The sequence below is a fragment of the Streptomyces lydicamycinicus genome (genome assembly GCF_000829715.2).
GTDB lineage: Bacteria > Actinomycetota > Actinomycetes > Streptomycetales > Streptomycetaceae > Streptomyces > Streptomyces lydicamycinicus.
Map to the genome: position 1 here is coordinate 559237 of NZ_BBNO01000001.1, position 20199 is coordinate 579435.

General features: G+C 69.7%; 16 protein-coding genes and 1 pseudogene. 8 read left to right on the plus strand and 9 right to left on the minus strand.

Features of this window, described 5'->3' with window-relative positions; translation table 11 throughout:
- Window positions 1–65: 65 nt before the first annotated feature.
- Together TU31_RS02410 and TU31_RS02415 are read right to left on the minus strand one after the other, a co-directional pair.
- Window positions 66–1448, minus strand: coding sequence for a serine/threonine protein kinase (locus TU31_RS02410; protein ID WP_042148117.1), 1383 nt, complete (start codon window positions 1446–1448; stop codon window positions 66–68).
- Between the two features lie 163 nt (window positions 1449–1611).
- A complete protein-coding gene (locus tag TU31_RS02415; RefSeq protein WP_042149848.1) occupies window positions 1612–2115 on the minus strand; it encodes a hypothetical protein in 504 nt (167 codons plus the stop codon).
- A 497-nt stretch (window positions 2116–2612) separates the two neighbouring features.
- On the opposite strand from TU31_RS02415, the pseudogene TU31_RS40530 reads away from it, so the two are divergent.
- Window positions 2613–2797: pseudogene (locus TU31_RS40530) on the plus strand (IS5/IS1182 family transposase); the annotation flags it as partial.
- 188 nt (window positions 2798–2985) lie between these two features.
- On the plus strand, window positions 2986–4041 hold the full coding sequence (locus tag TU31_RS36405; RefSeq protein WP_245698380.1) for a tyrosine-type recombinase/integrase: 1056 nt from the start codon (window positions 2986–2988) through the stop codon (window positions 4039–4041).
- 520 nt (window positions 4042–4561) lie between these two features.
- Here TU31_RS36405 and TU31_RS02425 read toward each other — a convergent pair.
- A complete protein-coding gene (locus TU31_RS02425; RefSeq protein WP_042148120.1) occupies window positions 4562–4948 on the minus strand; it encodes a CPCC family cysteine-rich protein in 387 nt (128 codons plus the stop codon).
- Between the two features lie 908 nt (window positions 4949–5856).
- Between TU31_RS02425 and TU31_RS02430 the strand changes: the two genes are divergently transcribed.
- Both TU31_RS02430 and TU31_RS35775 read left to right on the plus strand, forming a co-directional pair.
- Window positions 5857–8025, plus strand: a complete 2169-nt coding sequence (locus TU31_RS02430; RefSeq protein WP_042149854.1) for a hypothetical protein — start codon at window positions 5857–5859, stop codon at window positions 8023–8025.
- Window positions 8026–8202: 177 nt separating this feature from the next.
- Window positions 8203–9117 carry an SUKH-3 domain-containing protein gene (locus tag TU31_RS35775; RefSeq protein ID WP_078885515.1) on the plus strand — a complete coding sequence of 305 codons (915 nt, stop codon included), beginning with the start codon at window positions 8203–8205 and terminating at the stop codon, window positions 9115–9117.
- A gap of 313 nt (window positions 9118–9430) precedes the next feature.
- Here TU31_RS35775 and TU31_RS02440 read toward each other — a convergent pair whose 3' ends face one another.
- From TU31_RS02440 to TU31_RS02455, 4 genes are all read right to left on the minus strand, one after another.
- Window positions 9431–9856: a hypothetical protein gene (locus tag TU31_RS02440; RefSeq protein ID WP_042148123.1), complete on the minus strand. Its 426-nt coding sequence runs from the start codon at window positions 9854–9856 to the stop codon at window positions 9431–9433.
- Window positions 9853–10989, minus strand: a complete 1137-nt coding sequence (locus tag TU31_RS02445) for a molybdopterin-dependent oxidoreductase (protein ID WP_245698383.1) — start codon at window positions 10987–10989, stop codon at window positions 9853–9855. Before TU31_RS02445 ends, TU31_RS02440 begins: the two co-directional genes overlap by 4 nt.
- A gap of 122 nt (window positions 10990–11111) precedes the next feature.
- On the minus strand, window positions 11112–12626 hold the full coding sequence (gene glpK / locus TU31_RS02450) for a glycerol kinase GlpK (RefSeq protein ID WP_042148127.1): 1515 nt from the start codon (window positions 12624–12626) through the stop codon (window positions 11112–11114).
- A 38-nt stretch (window positions 12627–12664) separates the two neighbouring features.
- Entirely contained in the window at window positions 12665–13432 is a 768-nt protein-coding gene (locus TU31_RS02455; RefSeq protein ID WP_042148131.1) for an IclR family transcriptional regulator, read from the minus strand.
- Between the two features lie 163 nt (window positions 13433–13595).
- On the opposite strand from TU31_RS02455, the gene TU31_RS02460 reads away from it, so the two are divergent.
- Window positions 13596–14021 carry an ATP-binding protein gene (locus TU31_RS02460; protein ID WP_042148133.1) on the plus strand — a complete coding sequence of 142 codons (426 nt, stop codon included), beginning with the start codon at window positions 13596–13598 and terminating at the stop codon, window positions 14019–14021.
- 32 nt (window positions 14022–14053) lie between these two features.
- Here TU31_RS02460 and TU31_RS02465 read toward each other — a convergent pair whose 3' ends face one another.
- Complete coding sequence (locus tag TU31_RS02465) at window positions 14054–14812, minus strand: carbonic anhydrase (RefSeq protein ID WP_181018514.1); 759 nt, start codon at window positions 14810–14812, stop codon at window positions 14054–14056.
- A 430-nt stretch (window positions 14813–15242) separates the two neighbouring features.
- On the opposite strand from TU31_RS02465, the gene TU31_RS02470 reads away from it, so the two are divergent.
- On the plus strand, window positions 15243–16187 hold the full coding sequence (locus tag TU31_RS02470) for an alpha/beta fold hydrolase (RefSeq protein ID WP_042148136.1): 945 nt from the start codon (window positions 15243–15245) through the stop codon (window positions 16185–16187).
- A gap of 3 nt (window positions 16188–16190) precedes the next feature.
- Here TU31_RS02470 and TU31_RS02475 read toward each other — a convergent pair whose 3' ends face one another.
- A complete protein-coding gene (locus TU31_RS02475) occupies window positions 16191–16940 on the minus strand; it encodes a PIG-L deacetylase family protein (protein WP_042148137.1) in 750 nt (249 codons plus the stop codon).
- Between the two features lie 333 nt (window positions 16941–17273).
- Between TU31_RS02475 and TU31_RS02480 the strand changes: the two genes are divergently transcribed.
- A complete protein-coding gene (locus TU31_RS02480; RefSeq protein WP_042148140.1) occupies window positions 17274–18026 on the plus strand; it encodes a GntR family transcriptional regulator in 753 nt (250 codons plus the stop codon).
- Between the two features lie 244 nt (window positions 18027–18270).
- Window positions 18271–19974: an APC family permease gene (locus TU31_RS02485; protein ID WP_042148143.1), complete on the plus strand. Its 1704-nt coding sequence runs from the start codon at window positions 18271–18273 to the stop codon at window positions 19972–19974.
- The last annotated feature ends 225 nt before the right edge of the window (window positions 19975–20199 follow it).

Below are 20199 nucleotides of genomic sequence, written 5' to 3' on the forward strand. Positions count from 1 at the left end.
TGTCGCGTGGCCGAGCCGTCGCCGACGAGAGCACCGGCTCCCGATGTTCCCGGTGGACCCCGGGCTCACAGACGTCCGCTGTGCGCGTACGCGCGCCGCAGGGACTCCGCCGCTCTGAGCGCGGCCGGAGGCGGGCCGGAGGCCACAGGCTCCGCCGGCACCGGGTCCGGCGCGGGATTCGGCGGGGCCAGACGGTAGCTGGTGACCTTGGCGGGGTCGTCGGCGAATGTCCCGGTCCCCGGTGTCTGCCGCGCCTCCTGGTCCACGACGGTCGGTACGTACTCGGCGGGAGCGGCGGGGTCGGGGGTGTCGGCGTCCTCGGCCACCGCCGGGAGCTCCTCCGCCGCGTCCTCCCCGGCCAGGAACTCGGCGAAGAGGTCGTCGGCGGACGCCCACGGAGCGTCCGGGCGGTCGCCCTCGTCAACGGCCCGCTGGGCGGCCAGCTGCACCTCGGGGACGGGCTCGTCGGCGAGCGCACCGGCGGGCAGGACCGGGACGAGTCCGGACGCGTCGACTAGGGCCTGGAGCTGTCCGGCCGCGTCCTGAGGGGTAAGGCCGTGCTGGGCGAGCAATTGCACTAGGCCCTGCTCGACGTCGTCGAGCAGCGGTCGCTGGACCGCGACGTGCACCAGCATCCTGGAGAGCAGCGGCACGAAGGGGGAGGGCACCCGCTCCCAGCTGGGCTCGACGGGAATCGGACCATGGGGGAAAGCCGTCCGCCTCGTCGCGACGAAATAGAGCACCGCACCGAGGGAGTAGATGTCGGTCGGCTCTTGGACGTGCTTGGCGTCGGTCGCCTGCTCCAGGGACATGTAGGCCGGGGTCCCGAACCCCGTCCCTGTCTTCGTCAGTGCTTCGGCGCTGTCGCGCTCGGTCAGCACCGCCAAGCCGAAGTCGAGCACCACAGGGCCGTCCGGGCCGATCGCGATGTTGCCCGGCTTGAGGTCCCGGTGCAGCAGCTTCACCTCGTGGATGGCGCGCAGGGCCTCGACGAGGGCGAGGCCGAGCGCCGCGTACGGGCCCGCTTCCAGAGGGCCGCAGGCGTACACGAGCTGGTGGAGGGTCGGGCCGTGGACATAGTCCATGGCCAACCACGGCTGGGCGGCGTCAGCGTCCGACGCGAGGAGGGACGGCACCCGCGAGCTGACGACGGTCCGCATCGTCTCTATCTCCTGCCCGAAGCGGGCACGCGCCTGCTGCTCCGAGTGCTCGCTGCCGTCCGTCAGCTTGTCCGGCTTGATCACCTTGACGGCGGCGAGTACGGGGCTGCCGTCCTGCCGTTGGTCGATGTCCGTCAGGTGATACGCCGTTTCCAGCTCCGGCGGGAGGTCCGCCAGCCGCAGCCTCCGCGCCAGATAGGTCCTGCCCATGCCTCCCTGGCCGAGCACGGCGAGCAGCTCGAACGGGCCCAGCACAGCCGGGTCCTTCTCCATGTCCAACGCCTGCATGCCGCTCCGCGTCCCCCGCCCCTCGTCCTTGGATCACATCCGGCCGGCGGCAGAGGAACGGCTCGGGAGCCCGTGCGGTTCCCGGGACGACCGTGGCCCGCCGACCACGCACACAGCGTGTCGATCAGTGTACGGAAGCGAAGTCGTGATCGGCCGGTTCTGGTCAGGTTCCGTCATGCCATTCGGTCCCCCGTGTGTAGTCGGCGATGCGTTCTGATCGCGGCCCGAGCAGCGGGCGGAGTTCACGGGTCAGGAGTTCCGCGTCCGCGGGCGGAAGGGGGAGCGAGGCCCGCCGCATGCGTACGCTCCAGGAGCGCGCGTCCGGGAAGACCTTCAGCCGCGGCACCAGGTCGGCGAGCACTACACCCTCGCGCACCGGCGCCAGCCCGTCGACACGCAGGGCACAGCCCGAGCTGAACCGGCGCTCGCCGAAGACCACCGGTTCCGGTAGCGTCTCGACGGGCGACGTGACGACGGCCAGCCCCATGACCCGGCCGCGGTCACGCGTGGGATTCCGGTAGCAGCCACGCGTCGTGTAGAGAAGTGCCTGGTCGCCCTCGGTGGGCAGCCCGCTCGCGGCCCGGCCAGCCGGGAAGGCCATCCGCTGGGTCCTCAATACCCATGCCAGTGGTTCACGGTCGCTGATGATCACCAGATGAGTCGCCATACCCTCTTCCCGCACCGTGCGGTCGACTCCGCGCCGCACCTCGTCGACCTGCACGTGCCGCCGACGGCACACCACCTAATCGTGTCACGCTCGGCCAACGAGATCTTCACTTCGCGACCCAACTCCGTGCACGAAGTGCTATCCGAGGTAGGGCACACGGGTGTGGTCGGGACCACACCGTCTCGAAGTCTGCGAGAGGTGCTCGGTATCGCGCGGGAGAACACACTTAGGCCTCGATCTTTCGTGACGGTCTGCCGACGGAGTCGACGGACCGTTTCACATTCTGTGGTTGGTGGGGGGGGGCAGGCTGGTGGCCCGTCTGTCGCGTCAAGTGGGCGTCGGCCTTCGGCCAGCCCTCCAGGACATCACCAGCCAGTAGTTCGGCGGCCCAAGCGCCGTACGGCGCTCGCTCCGGGCATGGATGGCGTAGAGGCACCCTTGGCCAAGACCCATAAGGGCTGTTTCGCTCGGGGGTTGGCTGCGTGACCAGGTACATGCATGACAGCCTCGGGCTGGAACCGCTCGTGCGGGAGGCCCGCCCACCCGCTCCCGGCGCGGGCCGCGCCGCCGGCGGCCGGCCAAGCTCCATGCCGACAAGGGCTACGACTACGACCACCTGCGCCGATGGCTCCGCAAGCGCGGAATCCGTCACCGCATCGCCCGCAAGGGCGCCGAGGCATCCACCCCGTACTTCAGGCCCGGGCCGGCCACTGCCGATACAGGCGTATGGCCTCGGTGTTCCAGCGGTGCAGGACCGACAAGCGCAGCAAGCTCTATCCGTGTGAGAAGCCGCGCTGCGGGCACCCGTGGACGGTCCGGTACCGGGAGCCGGGGGGACAGACGGGTCGTCAGCGCGAGGTGAGCTTCCCGATGAAGACCCAGGCCCGGCAGTTCGCCGCGCGGGTCGAGCACCTCAAGAACCAAGGACTCTTCCTGGACCCCAAGCGCGGCGCCGTCACCGTCCGCGCATATGCCACGGATTGGCTGGAGCGCCGGCTCGTCGGGGAGAGCACCCACCGCAACTACGACAGCTTCCTGCGTCTCCACCTCCTGCCGCAGCTGGGTCGCAAGACGCTCGCCGGCGTGGAGCGGGCGGACATCGACCGGTTCGTCGCCGCTGTCAGCACCAAGCTTTCAGCGAGCACGGTGCACGACCGCATGACGTTGGTTCGCAACCTGTTCCAGACCGCGGTGGACGAACGGCGCATCCCCCACAGCCCGGTGGACGGTGCCAAACTCCCACGGGTGGGCTCCGGCGCGGTCGACGAGGACGCTATCCCGACCCGGGAAGAGGTCGACCTCATCGCCCGGCACATCGAGCCGTACTACCGGCTGTCGGTCTACCTGCAGGCCGGCGCGGGCCTGCGGGTCAGCGAGGCCCTCGCCTTCGCCACCCAGTGCCGTCGCTCCGGGGCCCTCCGGGTACGGGAGCAGGTGAGCCGCACCGCGCACCGCGCCGACTGCCCGGAGCGCTTCGGCCCCCTCAAACACCGCACCCCCGGCGCGTACCGCGACGTCCCGCTGGCCGCCTTCCTGGGGCAGGAGATCGACGCGCACCTACGGCGCTGGGGCGCCACCCCAGTGGGCTGCCGGAATGTGCTCTTCGCCCGGCGTGGAGCGGCGGCGGGCACCATGCCGACGGTGACCACCTACGGCCCGGACTTCCGGCGGGCGGTGCGGGCGGCCGGTCTCCTCGGTCGGGACCGGGCTCCCCAGTACACCCCGCATACCCTGCGCCACTTCTTTGCCTCCACTGCGCTGGCGCACGGGGTTCCCGTCCACGAGGTCTCCCGGTGGCTCGGGCACACGTCGATCAAGACGACGGTCGACATCTACGGGCACTTGGTGCCCGTCGCGTGGGAGCGCTGCCGGCAGGCCCTGGAGCAGGCGTTGGGCCCGGTGCCGGTTGGGTTCAGTTCGAGGTAACGCGGGTGGTCCGAGTTTCTCCTCGTGACGTAGCGCTCGATCAGGTGGGGGCGACGAAGATGTTGTCGCAGGTGCTCCCAGGGCGCGGTCCAGCCGAGTTCCCAGTCCAGGGCGGTGCCGGAGATGCCGTACGTGCGGGCCGGCGTCCACCCGCCAAAATTGGGAGTAGAGGATCACCTGGGCGTGGTCGGCCAGGTCGTTGATGATCTCGGTGAACTGGGCGGAGGGCCAGCCGGGGGCGTCATCCGCAGCGGGGGCTCGCCAGGGCCATGGCCGCCCATTCCCGGACGGTCGGGTCGTCGCTGTCCAGCAGGCCGATGACGGCAGAGCCACAGCGGGGATCGCCCACCCCCTCGAAGACCTCCGATGGCGGTCAGCTGACCGAAGCCGCCGAGGAAAGGCAGCCCGTCGACCATGGCGGGTATGGCGTCGGCGCCGATCCAGATCAGCTCCGCCCGGGCGTCGTAGGACTCGCCGGCTTCTCCGTCGAGCTGCTCGACGAGTCCCTTGATGCGGGAGCTCATGACACCGGCTGGTCGCGGCGCCAGAAGGTGGGCAGCCCCCAGCAGAGGACGGAGGGGTCCGACGGCCACGGGGCCCAGTCCTCCGTTCCCCAGACCTCGAAGGAATCCCGCGCGAGGTCGATCGGGCACCAGTCCGGATCGAGCGGTTCGTCCGCTGTCGGGGGTCGGACGAACCGTCGGCCGTGCTGGTCGCAGGTGCCGAAGTCCTGGTAGTTGCGCTGGGCCTTGATGAGGGAGACCTTGTTCGCTCCGCCATTCATGGTGGGCCACCGGAACTGGATGGCGTCGTCCTCCCAGAAGCAGACGGGGCAGATGGCGTAAGAGCCAGGCATCTCGTCCAGGACGACATGCCCGCAGCAAGGACAGGGATAGCGGTGGCTCACCCACGCGGTCTCATCGACCTGCTGGCCCCGTGCGACGTATCTCCAGGCCAGTGGAGGCCCGTCAGCCCGCAGGAGGCTGGTAGGCGGCCGTCGGAGGCCAACACAACCAAACGGTGAAATGCCTGGCCAGGGGCTCGGACGGGGCTCAGCCGCAGGTCAGGATCGGGCCACAGACATTCCACTTCGACGCCTGACGTCCCATCAAGAATGCTGCTCGGCCTGCTCGACAGCCGAGCAGCCTTCTGGTTAGTACTGGTCGGGTCAGCCCTGAACAGCTCGTTCTACTGGCGGCGCCGCAGCTGTTGGATAGTCGGCACGATGCCAGGCAGAGCAGAGCGGTCCCGCCGAAGGCGGCGCCGCCCGCGAGCAGGGCGTCCACCGGCGTGCTCCCACTGAGGCGCTTGAGGAAGCCGGTGCACACCGCGACCAGTAGTGAGAACAGCAGCATGACCAGCAGCCATGGGAACCACGTGCCGCCTGTCGTGTCGGCGGGTCGGGGTGGGCTCGGAGAGGAAGTCACAGCGGAGTTTCCTTATCGAATCGGCTACTTGGCGCGTCGGAACCGCGTTGGGATTTCTAAGTTGTAGCGCAAGAGTCCGGCGTTGTGCTTCCAAGTCCGCGGACATCATCTTAGTTAGGCAATTTCTCGCGTTAGATGATCAGTACTCGGCGACAATTGGTCTCCTTCGTTCAGTTCATGGCACCGGCTTCGCATTTCCAACGTCATGCGCAAGCATCGACTCGACGGACCGGTCCGAAAAGATGGATCGGCTTGGAAAGCGAAGGCTGTCAAGGTTGCGGTCGATCTCGTCCGGCAGTGGTCCTGGCCAGCCCGGACGACATGGTGGGGAGAAGCAGTGGTTGAGAATGCTCAGGCGGGGCCGTTTCCCCGCCCTGCCTCCTTGGAAATGCAGCACGAATGGGTGGAAGCGGGGCTGAACACGCCAGGTGTGAACGCTCCGCGTGAGGCGTTGCTCAGTTTTGCCCCGTTCGTGGTTGATCCGGAGTCCATGCTGACCGAGCGAGATCAGGTCGGGATGCGGATGTGGCGGCCGGATGTCCTGCGGCTGCTCCACACCGATGCAGGGGAAATGCTGATCGCGGTGGTACGGATGCACGGCGTTGGGGGAAGTGTCTGGGAACACAACGAGCGGATCAGCTCGTTGTGGCACTCTCCCGCCAATCCGGCACCGGTTCGGGAGGACGAGAGCTCGCTATCCGCAGTACGTCCCTACGTCCAGCAGGTCGCTGGCGGCTCGACTCAGGAGTTTGCGGCCGTGGAGAGCGTGGCCGAGAACCGCGAGTCACTGGTCGCGAATCTGGAGAAGGCTGCGTCGGGGCTGCGCGAACGGGAAGGCCACCGTGCCTACGATCTCAGGCAGGACTTGATCCTTAACGGGCAATTGGAGCCGGGCCTCTACGTCGCGCAGCACATCCTCATCAAGGAAGCACCGCTACAGACTGGGGACGGACGTCCGCTGCATCCGGCCGAACACTGGCAGTGGATGGCGGTCCGAGGCAACAACCGGACGCAGCGGCGCCACGACATTTTCCGGATCTCGTCCGCCGATGTGGTCGCGGGTGTCCCGGTCAAGAAGATCGGAGGGAGCGGGGAAGACGTCGTCTTTGATCCGAACGACTGGCTCAGGCGCCTCTCCGACCTGCTGAACGAGGAGTACGCATCGCTCTCCGCCGCCACGAGCCCCGCAGATCCTGACGACGACTCCCGTGCCGTGCAGGCTGCCAGGCTCGCGGTAGTGGAGTCCCACCTGGTCGTGGGCACCTCGGTACCGCGCAGGCTCTACCGCATCGCACAGATGAGCAATCGGCGTGACCACGTTCATATGCCGCTGGAGTTCACCCCGAACGACCGAGGACGGGCGCTCGGTCGCAGCGTGCTCGGAATGTACGCAGCGGAGGGAGTGCTCGACGAAAGGGTCGCGGAGGTTCTGTCAGGAGGCGTGCCTATTGCGGGGTTGCCAGGGCTGCCGACGGGTGCGACGGTGTCGGAGCTGCGGGATATCCGTTCGATGATGCTTCTCCGGGAGCTGTTTCCGGTGGAGCGGCGCAAGCGGTTGCTGATCCGACGGGCACTCAGCGAGGCGCCGCCGTCCCAGCTGAGTGCTCCGGAGGCCAACCGGCGGGCGCGGGTCTGGTCGGCCATGACCTCGGAGAGCTTTCCAAGCCCCTGGAACCCGCGGATCGCGGAGGTTTTCCAGCTCGGCGATGTCCGGGACGGTCTCAATCCCTCGGACCGGCGGTTGCCAGAGCTGCTTGCCCAGGCGGACACTGATGACGAGGCATTCGAGGAACTCATCTCCTTCCGGGCGGCACATTGGCTCGCGGCCTTCGACATCATCGACGCGGACCGGGGATCGCTGACCGGGCAGAAGACCGACGACGACGGAACCAAGGCGGACCGCGTCCGGCGGACAGTCAAGAACAACCTGATGGCCATGCGGAAAAACCGCCGCAAGGCGGTGGGTGTCCTGCGGGAACTGGCAGCCGCGATGGACGAGGGGGACCGTCGCCCGCGGAAGGTCTCGGCGACTGGCGAACCCTTGCTGGAACCGATGAACCGGGCTTGGTTTAACCGGGAGTTCCCCAAAGAGGCGGGAACTCGCGGGCGTGGGGTGCCGAAACCACGGGCCAACTCCGCTGCGCCGCGGCCAACCGTGCAGTCCGTTCGGCTGGCGGTCGGCAACGGCGCTACGGTGCCCGGCGAGGAGCGGCCGGCACCTGCAGCGAAGAGCGGGCCTGTTCGGTCTCCGGAAATCGTACCGACCCGTCCGGCGCCGGATGAGGTTCAGCCGCAGAGCCTTGAAAGTGTCCCTGCGACTGACCCGGCACCCGATCTGGCAGTGAACCTGGAACAGCAGGTGGGGAGGCTTGTCCACGACGTCGGGAGATGTCAGGAGCTTGCCGCGTCTCTGGCCGTGCAGGCGAAGCCGGGAGGTCGCTCACTGACTCGGGACCAGGCGGACAGCATCGCACTGGGCTTGATGACGGCTGAGGTGGAGATCCGCCGGTTGCGGGCGAAGTTGGAAGGACTTGCCGAGCCGCTCGCAGGTCCCTAAGCCGCAGCACCGCACTTCACGAATGCCGTGATCCTCTCGCGGCTCATCCGTGAGCCCGGTGTTCCAGAGCATGGGCAACCGACGCTGCCCTGCCGTTCTTGCGCCGCGCTGCTTGACGAACTCGGCGTGAGGATCATGGGCCGTGACTGATGACAGGTGCGTGCTTCACACCGCAGGATGCAACCCGGTAGGGATACCGGCAACGACGGGATGCTCGCGATATTGGAGACCGTAAGCACGGTCGCGCGGTCCGGCCCTGGGCGATGGGTGCTCTTTCCGGCCGCAGAACAGAGCGTTCGCGAGTTTCACGGATTGACTTTCCGGCCCACGGTGCTCGGGCTGCAGGTGGCCGCCACGGGATGCACAGTGGATCCCCGTCTCGGCCGGTACACCCACAGCACGCTTGCCGGGTTGAGTGAGGCGCTGGGCGTCGAACTGTTTCCCTTCGGCCGCACCGACTCCGATGCTCTGCTCGCCGTCGACGAGCAGGCTCGTCTCTTCTCCGTCGATCACGGTGGCTCATGGCTCCTCGGTGCTTCACCGGCGGAGGGCATCACCGCTCTGCTCCAGGGGCAGCGGCCGGAACGTGTGGCAGAGGAGAAGCGGGAATGGCTGCTGCCCCCCATGGGAGAGGAAGACACCGTTGCCGACGCTGTGAAGACGGCCATGGTCCTGGTCTTCATCCTGGATCGCCACTCGGTACTGAGAACGGACATACTCCGGCTGCATGTGCGGGAGAAGACTGGGTTCGGTAGGGAGCCGCTTGATCTGGAATACCCGCTGCGGGATGGCGCCTTGGAGGACGTCACGCTGCGCGTGATCACGGAGCTGCGTGCCCGCTTGCAGGCGGCAGGCTTCGAGGCACTCGAACTGGACATCACGTTGGCAGCGCCACAGGCCAGGATCGACGAAGCCAGTGCCAGTGCCGAGCCGGCGACACCGCGAGTCGACTGCGCTTTGTTTGCGGCGAACGGTGACCCTCGCGTGCTGCGGGTGGAATTGGCGGCACCGGCCGGTCGACTGGCCTTCGAGCAAGGGAACGTGGCGGCAGCCCAGGAAGAGATCGACAAGTACACGGAGTCACGACGATAGCCGGAGGAAAGCCGGGTTTCCTCCCGGGTCGGCCTTTGCCACCGCCGCTGTAGCCGTTCGCTCAGCCCTCGCCCGCTGCCGGACCGTGATGCAGACCGCTCCGCGTCCCGGACCAACCCGTCCTGATGAGGCGGGGACGGTGCGGGGCCAGTTCCGAACGGTGCTGGTGGTGGGTCGCCCCGGTTGCTGGATCGACGCTGGATCGCGCGCGGAATCGGGCGATCACTGCAGGTCACAGCGCAGCCTCCGACGTTTCGCTTCAACGTCTGACGCCCGCCGCGGCATCGATGTAGCGATCCGGCGACCATGCAGGTCATTCGGGGTCGGCCCCCTTCGGGGCCGGCCTCGTTGTCGTTCCGCGGGTGAAACGCCGAGCGGCCACGACGAGTGCCGTCACCGTGGCCACGGCCACCATCGCGAGCAGCCAGTTGCCCCAGTAATTCAGCGGCAGCACCGAGGAGTTGGCCCTCGGCCCCGGGCGGAGCAGAACCGGCAGAGCCACCACGGTCAACGTGCCCGCGACCGTCAGGGCGCCACGAACCGGGCCGCGCACACCACCGCGCACCAGCGCCATCCCCACCAGCAGCACCAGCGGCGCGAGCAACCCGTCGTGCAGCACCACCGCTCCGCCCAACCAGACCAGCACGCCGGTCAATTCACGGACGTTCACCAGCAAGGACGCCCCGACGCCCATGAGCGCCAGTCCGGCCACGCCCGCCAGGGCACGCAGCGCCTTCATGCCAGGACCTCCAGTCGGCCGACCCACTTGGTCTGGAGCACTCCGGGACGGTTGGGGGCGATGAGCCGCGCCGGGTAGCCGTGGTCCGGGGCGAGTTCCGCCCCGTTCAGGCGCAGGGCGAGCAAGGTCAATGGGTCGCGGGCGTGCTCGTGCCCCATCTCTGACACCCGGTAGCCGCCGCGCAGCTGCAACGACGTCACCCGCACCCGTGCGTGTGGCGGCGAGCCCGCCCGTTCCAGCAGGTCCACGATCCGCACACCCGTCCAGTGCGCCGACTTGCTCCAGCCCTCCACACAGGCGATCGGCAGCTCCACCTCGTGCTGCGGGAGAGCGCGCAGCTCGTCCAGCGTCAGGGAGTACCGCCGCGGACCGTCCACCACCAGGCGGTACTCCTCGTCGACGATCCGGCCGACGCCGGCTGCGGCAGCCGTCCGGTTGACGGGCAAGGACTGTGGGCCCTGGTCCGGGTGGCGCGGTGCGAACAGGATGAGGTCCTTCAGCGGGGTGAAGGACTGGCCCACGGTGGTCAGCGTGACGGCCCCGGCCGCGGCGCCCACCGCGGCCAGCAGGGATCGCCGGTCGGGTCCGTCCTGCACGGGCAGGGCGAGCGTCCCGGGGGACCGCCGGCTCCAGTGTGCCCGGATCTCCGGGGCCTTGACCGCGAGGTGCAGCACCATCGCCCCGACGACCAGCCACGCCACGGCGTAGTGCACCGGCACGAACGAGAACGGCCAGGGGTACCACTGGGCCGTGTTCAGCAGTCCCGTCGTCAGCTCGAAGACGGCCCCTGCCACCAGCACGGCGATCGACAGCCGCTCCAGCGCGTGCTTGACCGACCGCAGTGGCGGGCGTTCGAACAGCCGTGGATACACGGTCCACAGCTTGGCCAACAGCAGGGGGACGGCCGCGATGCCGGAGGCGACGTGCAGGCCCTGGGTGAGCCGGTATCCCCACGACGGGCGGCTCGGGAGGTGGTTGGCCGGCCAGTCCGGCGGATGCTGCATGAAGTGGCTGACCAGTCCGGTGAGGAAGCACACGGCGAACGCCGGCCCCAGCCAGCGGCCGATCGAGGTCGCCGTGCGGGCGTCATGGAGTCCGCCCTTGAACACCGGAGGAGAGAGACGCGATTTCATGCGTCCCATCAGAGCCGCCGCAAGGGCGTCGTGGAACGCCTCGCCTCCTTACGGAACAGGGACATCGGCCCGCTGTGCCCGGGGAGCCACGCAGTGTGGCGCAGCTCTCCGGTGACGAGCCGTCAGGGCGGGTCCGGCTGCCGGATCCAGCCGAGCGCGCGCTCGACCGCCCGCTTCCAGTTCTCGTACTCCGACCGCCGCCGCTGGGGGTCCATGTCCGGCAGCCACTGAGCGGCCCGGTGCCAGTTGCGGCGCAGGACCTCCAGGTCGGGCCAGTAGCCGGCGGCGAGTCCTGCGGCGTACGCGGCGCCCAGGGAGACCGTCTCGACGGCCATGGGGCGCACCACGGGCACGTCGAGCACGTCGGCCAGGAACTGCATGAGGAGGTTGTCGGACGTCATACCGCCGTCCACCTTGAGCACCTTCAGGGCGAGCGAGGAGTCGGCGTTCATGGCGTCGACCACCTCCCGGGTCTGCCAGCCGGTGGCCTCCAGCACGGCTCGGGCCAGGTGCTCCTTGGTGATGTACGAGGTGAGGCCGACGATGACACCGCGGGCATCGCTGCGCCAGTGCGGCGCGTACAGCCCGGAGAACGCCGGGACGATGTAGCAGCCGCCGTTGTCCTCGACGGCGCGTGCGAGCGTCTCGATCTCGGGGGCGGTGCTGATCAGCCCCAGCCGGTCGCGGAACCACTGGACCAGCGCACCGGTGACCGCGATCGGACCTTCGAGTGCGTAGACCGCGGGCTGGTCCTCGATCTTGTAGGCGACCGTGGTGAGCAGTCCGTGCCGGGACCGTACGAGGTCGGTGCCGGTGTTGAGCAGCAGGAAGCTGCCGGTTCCGTAGGTGCACTTCGCCTCGCCGGGGGCGAAGCAGGTCTGTCCGAACAGCGCCGCCTGCTGGTCGCCGAGTGCCGCGGTGATACGGACACCCGGGAGGACGGAACGGGCGACGCCGTAGGTCTCGGCCGAGGAGCGGATCTCCGGGAGCATCGGGCGGGGGACCCCGAAGAACTCCAGCAGCTCCTGGTCCCAGTCGAGCGTGCTGATGTTCATGAGCATGGTGCGGCTGGCGTTGGTGACGTCGGTGAGGTGCATGCCACCGGCCGGCCCGCCGGTGAGGTTCCAGATCAGCCAGCTCTCCATCGTGCCGAACAGCACCTCGCCGTCCTCGGCGCGCTGCCGCAGCCCGTCGACGTGGTCGAACAGCCAGCGGATCCGGGGGGCGGAGAAGTACGTGGAGGGGGACAGACCGCAGCGCCGGAGGAAGAAGTCGTCACCGGGCCGGCTCCTGAGGTCCTCGACCAGCGGTGCCGTACGGGTGTCCTGCCAGACGATTGCCCTGCCCAGCGGGGTGCCCGTACGCCGGTCCCACAGCACGGTCGTCTCGCGCTGGTTGGCGATCCCGATGGCGGCGACCTCGTCGGGGCTGACATCGGCGTCGGAGAGCGCCTGCGGCACCACGCGCCGCAGCGTGTGCCAGATCTCGACGGCGTCGTGCTCGACCCACCCGGGCCGGGGGAAGTGCTGGTGGTGCTCCCGCTGGGCGACCGACACCAGCCGCCCCTGGTGGTCGAACAGGATGCATCGGGTGGAGGTGGTGCCCTGGTCGATGGACATCACATACCGCTCAACCATGATCAGCCTTCCGTCGCGGGGCCTGAGGGCGTCGGGGTCTACCAGCGGGCGGCCCCCAGATCTCTGGAGATCGCCTGGGCGGCGTGCCGGACCTGGCTGACCAGGGCCGGCTGCGGGACCCCTTTGGCGTCGCAGATCCGCTCGACCGTGCCGGAGGCGCCGATGGCGCCGACCACGAGGCCACCGTGGCCCCGGATCGGCGCGGCGATACCGGCCTCGCCCATGGTCATCTCCTGCACTTCGGCAGCCCACCCCAGCTCCCGGACCTCGGTGAGCGCCCGGGTGAGGCGCTCGGGGTCGACCAGGGTGTGCCGGGTGTACGCCTCCAGCCCGGCCTCCGCGGCCGGCTCCAGTGGCACGCTGCCGAAGGCCAGCAGCACCTTGCCGAGCGAGGAGGCGTGCAGGGGCAGCAGCGCGCCCACATCCAGGGTCTGGAGGGTGTCGTCGGGGCGGAAGACGTGGTGGACGATGAGCACCCTGCCCTCCAGGGGTGCGCCCAGCCGGACCGCCTCCCCGCTACGGGCGGCCAGTGCGTCGGCCCAGTTGATGGAGCGCGACCGCAGCTCGTTGACGTCGAGGTAGCTGGTGCCCAAGTGCAGCAGCGCGGCCCCGAGGTGGTACTTCCCGGTCGCCGCGTCCTGCTCGACGAAGTCGACGTTCTGGAGGGTGCGCAGAATGCCGTGCGTGGTGCCTTTCGCCAGCCCGAGCGACGCGGCCACCTCACCCAGCCCGAGCCGACGGGGCCCACTGGCGAGCAGACGCAGGATCGCCGCCGCCCGTTCGATCGACTGGACCGGGCCGGCCATGAGGCAATCGTAGTCCCGCGGTCGGCGTCTGCCGCGAGAGATGGCCCCTCGGCATCAGCCGTTCGGTAATGCCGACCGCCGTTCATTGACCGCCCCCACCGACCGCCATAGCGTCCTTCTCAAGCCCGGCGTCCAGCCGGCAGGGGGCCCGGGAGGTGGAGGCATGACGGCACAGCTTGACGTGGTGGTTCCGGAGGCGGACGAACATGTCTGCCCGCTGCCGCACATCCCCGAGGCCGTCTCGGTCGTACGCCGGAGGGTGCGTACGGTCCTGGCCGACTGGAACCTGACCCCGGACCTCGCCGAGGACGCGCTCCTGGTGATCTCGGAGCTGATCACCAACGCGGTCGTGCACGCCCTGCCGCCGGCGGTGCTGCGGCTGTCACGGGGTGGGGCCGGCGGGCACAGTGCCCTGCGCGTCGAGGTGACCGACGCGGGGCCTGCGGCGGCGAACCGGCGGCCGGCCGCCGCCCCCTGCCCGGACGAGCACGGCCGCGGGCTCGACATCATCACCGCCCTGGCGGCCGAGTGCGGCACCCGGGTCCACCCGGGCGGCACCACATGCTGGGCGGAGCTCCTCGCAGCCTGAACCGGCAGGCCCCGGCAGTCCCGTACGGCAGGTCAGGACGGCGCGCCCGACAGGACCTCCACCTTGCCGGTGTCGAGGGAGTAGTAGGCGCCGACCACGGCGAGGGTGCCTTTCCGCACGAGCGGGGCCAGGTCCTGGTTGGAGCGGAGATCGGCGGCGGTCAGGGTGACCTGGGCGCGGGCCATGGTGTCGACCGGGTCGCTGCCGCCTTCCCGGACCGTCTGTTCGTAGGCCGGGCGCAGGGCGCGGGCGATGGCCTCCAGGTTGCCGGGCAGCGGCTTGCCCTCTTTGAGCGAGGTGTACGAGGCCTCGATGGCGCCGCAGCGCTGGTGGCCGAGGACCACGATGAGAGGGGTTCCGCTGGTCATCGGCCCGTACTCGACGGAGCCCGTGACCACCGGGCCGACCGCCTCGCCGCCCGTGCGCATCACGTAGAGGTCGCCCAGTCCGGTGTCGAAGAGGAGCTCCGGCGGCACCCGGGAGTCGATGCAGGCGAGGACCGACCCGAACGGCTTCTGCTCCTGGGCCACGAACTCGCGCCGGTCCGGATCCCGGTCGGGGTGCTGGAGGTCGCCGCTCACCCAGCGCTGGTTGCCTTCCATCAGGCGGGTGAAGGCCGCTTCCGGGGTGGTGGGCCGGGCGGTGGGCTGCATGGTGGGCCGCGCCTGCGGCGAGCCGCCGGCTGCTGCCGGGGCGGTGCTCTTCGAGGAGCACCCCGTGAGTGCCGCCGTGGCGGCGAACAGTCCGCCGGCCAGCAGGGCCCTGCGGTCCGGCTGTCTCGCTCCGTCCATCGAAATCGTTTCCCCTCAGTCCGTTGAGACGCATGCATACGTCCTGGTCAGAGGCGATTGTTCAGCGCGGTGGGCGCGCTCGCCGGGAGGCGCAAGCGGGTGCGGCCCGCTGTGCCACCGACGGCCCACAGAACGGGCCGGGCGGCAGTGGCCCCGCCCGTCCGCCGCGCACCTCACGGCCGTCGCCAACGGGCTGCGGGCGGACGGGGTCTTCCTGGGGGGCGATATCGCCGCCGCGAGGTCGGGACGCGTGGGGAGGTGCCGGGCGACATCCTGAACGTCTCCTACGTGGCCTGGAAGGGCCGTGAGCGGACGACGGCCAAGGGGCCGGTGGCAAAAGGGGGTTGATCCATTCTGACCCGGATCGGGTGGCCGGGGCATCCTTTTTGCGGATGATCTTGAAGCTTTTTCGCAGGTCTAGCGTGAACGCATGACGAAGAGCGCGGGCGAGGATCTGGTGTGTGTGGCGGCCGACGGTGTGGAGCTGGCCGTCCGGGATCACGGTGGGGACGGCTCCCCGGTGCTGTTGCTGCACGGTGCGGGGCGGACGCTGGCCGACTGGGCGCGGGTGGCCCCGCTGCTGGCCGAGCGGCACCGGGTGTGGGCGATGGATCTGCGGGGGCACGGGCGGTCGGGGGACGGCGCGGCGCAGTGGACCTTCGAGGTGGCGGCCGACGATGTGACGGCGGTGCTGGCGGCGTGCGGGGCGCCGGACGCCGTGGTGGTGGGGCATTCGCTGGGCGGCATGATCGCCGCGCGCTGCCTGGAGCGGGACGAGGGCGTGCCGGCGGCGGTGAACCTCGACGGGCACGGGATGGGGCGGCCGGAGCAGTACGTGGGACTGGACGCCGCCACGGTGCGGGAACGGCTCGCGGAGGTACGGAAGTTCGCGGAGGAGGCCGGCGGACGGCCCTTCCCGCCCGAGGCGTTGGAAGCGGTCCTCGGCTATCAGACCGGCATGGCGGCGGAGTTGGGGATTCCGGCGGAGCTGATGGAGGCCGGCGTACGGCGGTCCCTGGGCGAGACGGCGGACGGGCAGCTCTTCCTGCGGCCGGGGCGGCGGCAGGCGCGGGAGACGCAGCAGGCGATGGTGGGCATCGATCTGTTCACGCTCTACCGGAGGGTGACCCGGCCGCTGCTGATCGCCCGCGCGCTGCGCCCCAACCCGTCGGTACCGGGCATGCCCCCGTGGTTCGACCAGATGATGGCGGCCTATGTGCGGGGGCTGGCCCGCGACCTGGCCGAACTGGCGCGGACCCGGCCGCAGGTGACCGTCGCCGGAGTGGACGGCACGCACGCGATGCTGCTGGAACGGCCCGAGGACGTCGCGGGGCTGGTGTCCGGGTTCGCGCGCGGGCTGCCGGGGAGCCCGTGAACCTCAGCGGGGGAAGAGCTGGAAGAGGGTGGCGGGGCGGCCCCGGTAGCGTTCGCCGCCGTTGCGCAGCGTCTGCTCGATGAAGCTGCGGGCGTACGCGCGGGGGTCCTGTGAGGAGCCGCCCAGGCCCTTGATGTAGGTGCTGTGGGCCGCCAGTGAGTCGACCGCGCGGTCGATGCCGGGGCCCACTTCGGCGGCGTGTGTGGGGTGCGGGGAGCCCGCCACGGCCACCCAGCGCACGCCGTTCCAGGGCGCCAGTCCCTGGGCGCCGGCGAGTTCGGGAAAGATCCAGCGGTTGCCGGCGTCGCCCGCCGCGTCCAGGACGGCGCGCCCCACCACCCGGTGGTCCGCGCTGTTCCATTGGACGCCGCCCCAGGTGTCGTGGTGGTTGAGGGTGACCAGGAGCTCCGGGCGGTGGCGGCGGATGGCCGCGGCCAGATCGCGGCGCAGCGCCGGGCCGGCCTCGATCACACCGTCGTGGTGGCGGTCGAGGAATTCGACGGTGTGGACGCCGACGAGCGCGGCACCGGCCCGCTGCTCGGTCTCGCGGACCGCGGCGCACTCGGCGGGTGCGAGCCCGTCGATACCGGCCTCGCCGCGGGTGACCAGGAGATAGCTGACCTGCCGCCCGGCGCCGGTCCATTCGGCGATGGCGGCCGCGGCGCCGTATTCGAGGTCGTCCGGGTGGGCGACGACGGCGAGCGCCCGCTGCCAGTCCCTGGGCATGGGGGAGAGGTGGGGTTCGGCGGGCATGGGATCCCTTCCTTCCCGTCCTGATGCCGCGCTCCGCGTTCCTGGTGCGGCGTCTTCGTGCCGGGCCGTGCCGTGTTCGGTATGCCGTTCCGGACGTGTTCTTCGAACGTGGTCCCGTTTCGATCGTGACATGTATGGGGCGCGTCCACCCGGGTGGAAAGAACCAGTGGGGTGGCGCGGGGTGGGGATGCGGGGCCTGGTGGAGCCTGATCTCGCCTCATACACGTGCTGAGCTGGGATTCATCACATCAGGTGAACATCTGGCCCAAGGTTGCGGTCGGCAACGCGCGGTTGCCACGCTGTTGCTGACTGTCAAGCTGTTGGGAGGGGCATGTGCCTTTCGGTGAGCAGCCCGCGTACCTCCGCGTCGCCGGCGACCTGCGCCAGAAGATCGTCGATGGGGTGCTGCCGCCGCACACCCGCCTTCCCTCCCAGGCGCGCATCCGCGAGGAGTACGGCGTCTCGGACACCGTCGCCCTGGAGGCGCGCAAGGTCCTGATGGCCGAGGGGCTGGTCGAGGGCCGCTCGGGGTCGGGGACCTATGTGCGCGAACAGCCCGTCCCGCGCCGGATCGCCCGCGTCGGCTTCCACTCGGCCGGTGGCTGTACGCCCTTCCGGCAGGAGCAGACGGACGAGCGGGTGCGGGGCACCTGGGAGTCCAGCAGCGCGCAGGAGGCGGCCGGTTCGGTGGTCGCGGCCCGGCTGCGCATTCCGCACGGGGCCAAGGTGATGCGCACGCGCTATGTCTTCCGGGCGGAGGGGGAGCCGTCGATGCTCTCGACCTCGTGGGAGCCCCTGGAGGTGACCGGGCGGACGCCGGTGATGCTGCCGGAGGAGGGGCCGCTGGCGGGCCGCGGGGTGGTCGAACGGATGGCGGCCATCGATGTGGTGGTGGACAACGTCGTCGAGGAGGTCGGTGCGCGGCCGTCGCTGGCGGAGGAGGCGATGACGCTGGGCGGGGTGCCGGGGCATGCGGTGCTGGTCGTCTCGCGGACCTATTTCGCGGGCGGCCGGCCGGTCGAGACGGCCGATGTCGTCACCCTCGCGGACCGCTATCGGGTCGCCTACCACCTGCCTGTGAAGTAGATGGTGTGTTGGTTCGGTGCCCTGTGTGTGTCGCCTAGACGCAGGGAGCTCGCCTTTGGTTCTCAGGCTGGTGCCCCATTTTGCCCTATCTATTGGTAAATGCCGCCCGCAATTCGGTGTGGGATACCCCACAGACGCTCAACTGGGCGGGATTTTTGGCCGGGTGAGGGAAGCCGACCGTGCGATTCGCTCTTACGATGGCGAAGTTTGTGCACGGCACGGGGGAAGACCAGGAGACCAGCACGTGAGCACGACGAAGACCCCGAGTGCGGAGCAGGGCGCGCACTCGAACTACCGTCGGTCCCTCGGGACCATTGCCCTGACCGCCACTGGTCTCGGGTCCATCATCGGTTCCGGCTGGCTCTTCGGAGCCGAACGGGCCGCCGCCATCGCCGGCCCCGCCGCGATCCTCGCCTGGGTCATCGGAGCGCTGGTCGCTCTGACGATCGCCCTCACCTACACCGAGCTCGGCTCGATGTTCCCCAAGGCCGGCGGCATGGTCCGCTACGGCCAGTACTCCCACGGCTCGCTCGCCGGCTACCTCGCGGCCTGGGCGAACTGGATCGCGATCGTCTCGGTCATCCCGGGTGAGGCCACCGCCTCCGTCCAGTACATGAGTTCCTGGGACTTCGGCTGGGCGCAGGCGCTGTACGACGGCAAGGAGCTGACCGGCACCGGTGTCGGGCTCGCCAGCGTGCTGCTGATCTTCTACTTCTTCCTCAACTGGTTCGCGATCTCGCTGTTCGCGAAGACCAACACCGCGATCACGGTCTTCAAGGTCGTCGTCCCGGCCATGACCGCGGGCGCGCTGATGCTGGCGCACTTCGACACCAGCAACATCGTTCACCACGGCGGCTTCACGCCCAACGGCTGGAGCTCGGTCTTCACCGCCGTCGCCGTCTCCGGCATCGTCTGGGCCTACAACGGCTTCCAGTCCCCGCTGAACCTCGCCGCCGAGGCCCGTAACCCCGGCAAGTCGCTGCCGAAGGCCGTTATCTGGTCGATCGTGATCGCGCTGGTCATCTATGTCGCCCTCCAGGTCGCGTTCCTGATGGCGGTGCCCGGCGACAAGCTGGCCGCCGGCGGCGGCTGGGCCGGTCTCGGCTTCAACTCGCCGCTCGCCGACCTCGCCATCGCCTGGGGCCTGAACTGGCTGGCGCTGCTGCTGTACGCGGACGCCTTTGTCTCGCCGTCCGGCACCGGCATGATCTACGCGGCCACCACCTCCCGCATGATCCACGGTGTGCAGGAGAACGGTCATCTGCCGGGCATCTTCGGCAAGGTGGACAAGAAGACCGGTGTGCCGCGCCCGGCGCTGCTGCTCAACCTCGTGATCGCCTTCCTGTTCCTCGCGGTCTTCCGCGGCTGGGGCTCGCTCGCCGAGATCGTCTCGGTGGCCACGGTCATCTCGTACATCACCGGCCCGGTCGCGGTGATGTCGCTGCGCCGCGTCTCGCCGGACCTCAAGCGCCCGGTGCAGCTGAAGGCGATGCCGGTGATCGCGCCGATCGCGATGATCTTCGGCTCGCTGGTCCTCTACTGGGGCCGCTGGCCGCTCACCGGCAAGGTCATCCTGATCATGGCCGTCGGACTTCCGGTCTGGGCCTGGTACGAGATCGGCAAGCCGCTGACCCAGGGCCGCAAGCCGTGGGCCGCGCTGCGCCCGCACCTGAAGGCCGGTGCCTGGATGGTGGCGTATCTGCTGGTCATGGCCGCCGTTTCGTACATGGGCGGCAAGGAGTTCGGCGGTAAGGGCTATCTGCCCGAGGGCTGGGACATCGCCCTGGTCGCCCTGATCGGACTGGCCTTCTACTACTGGGGCGTGCGCAGCTCCTGGCGTAACCCGACGCTGATCCAGGCCGAGGCCGAGATCCAGGCGGCGGAAGAGGCCGAGGCGGCCGAGGCGGCCAAGGAGACCGAAGGGGACAAGGTCTCCGTCGGGTCCTGAGCCCCGCTCCCGCGCCGTCGGCGCCGATACGTATGCCCGAGCCCCTCGGGCTCCACCGGCCACTCGCAGGCCGCTTCCGGTTCGCCGGGGCCCGCGGGTGGCCGGTTCGGTACCTCTTTGTGTAAATCCATATCCGCTGAGTGAAGGTCGGGCGTACGCTCGGGCATATGCGGATTGCGATTTCGGCATCAGCAGACCAGGAGCGCGTGACGGCGCGCTATCCGG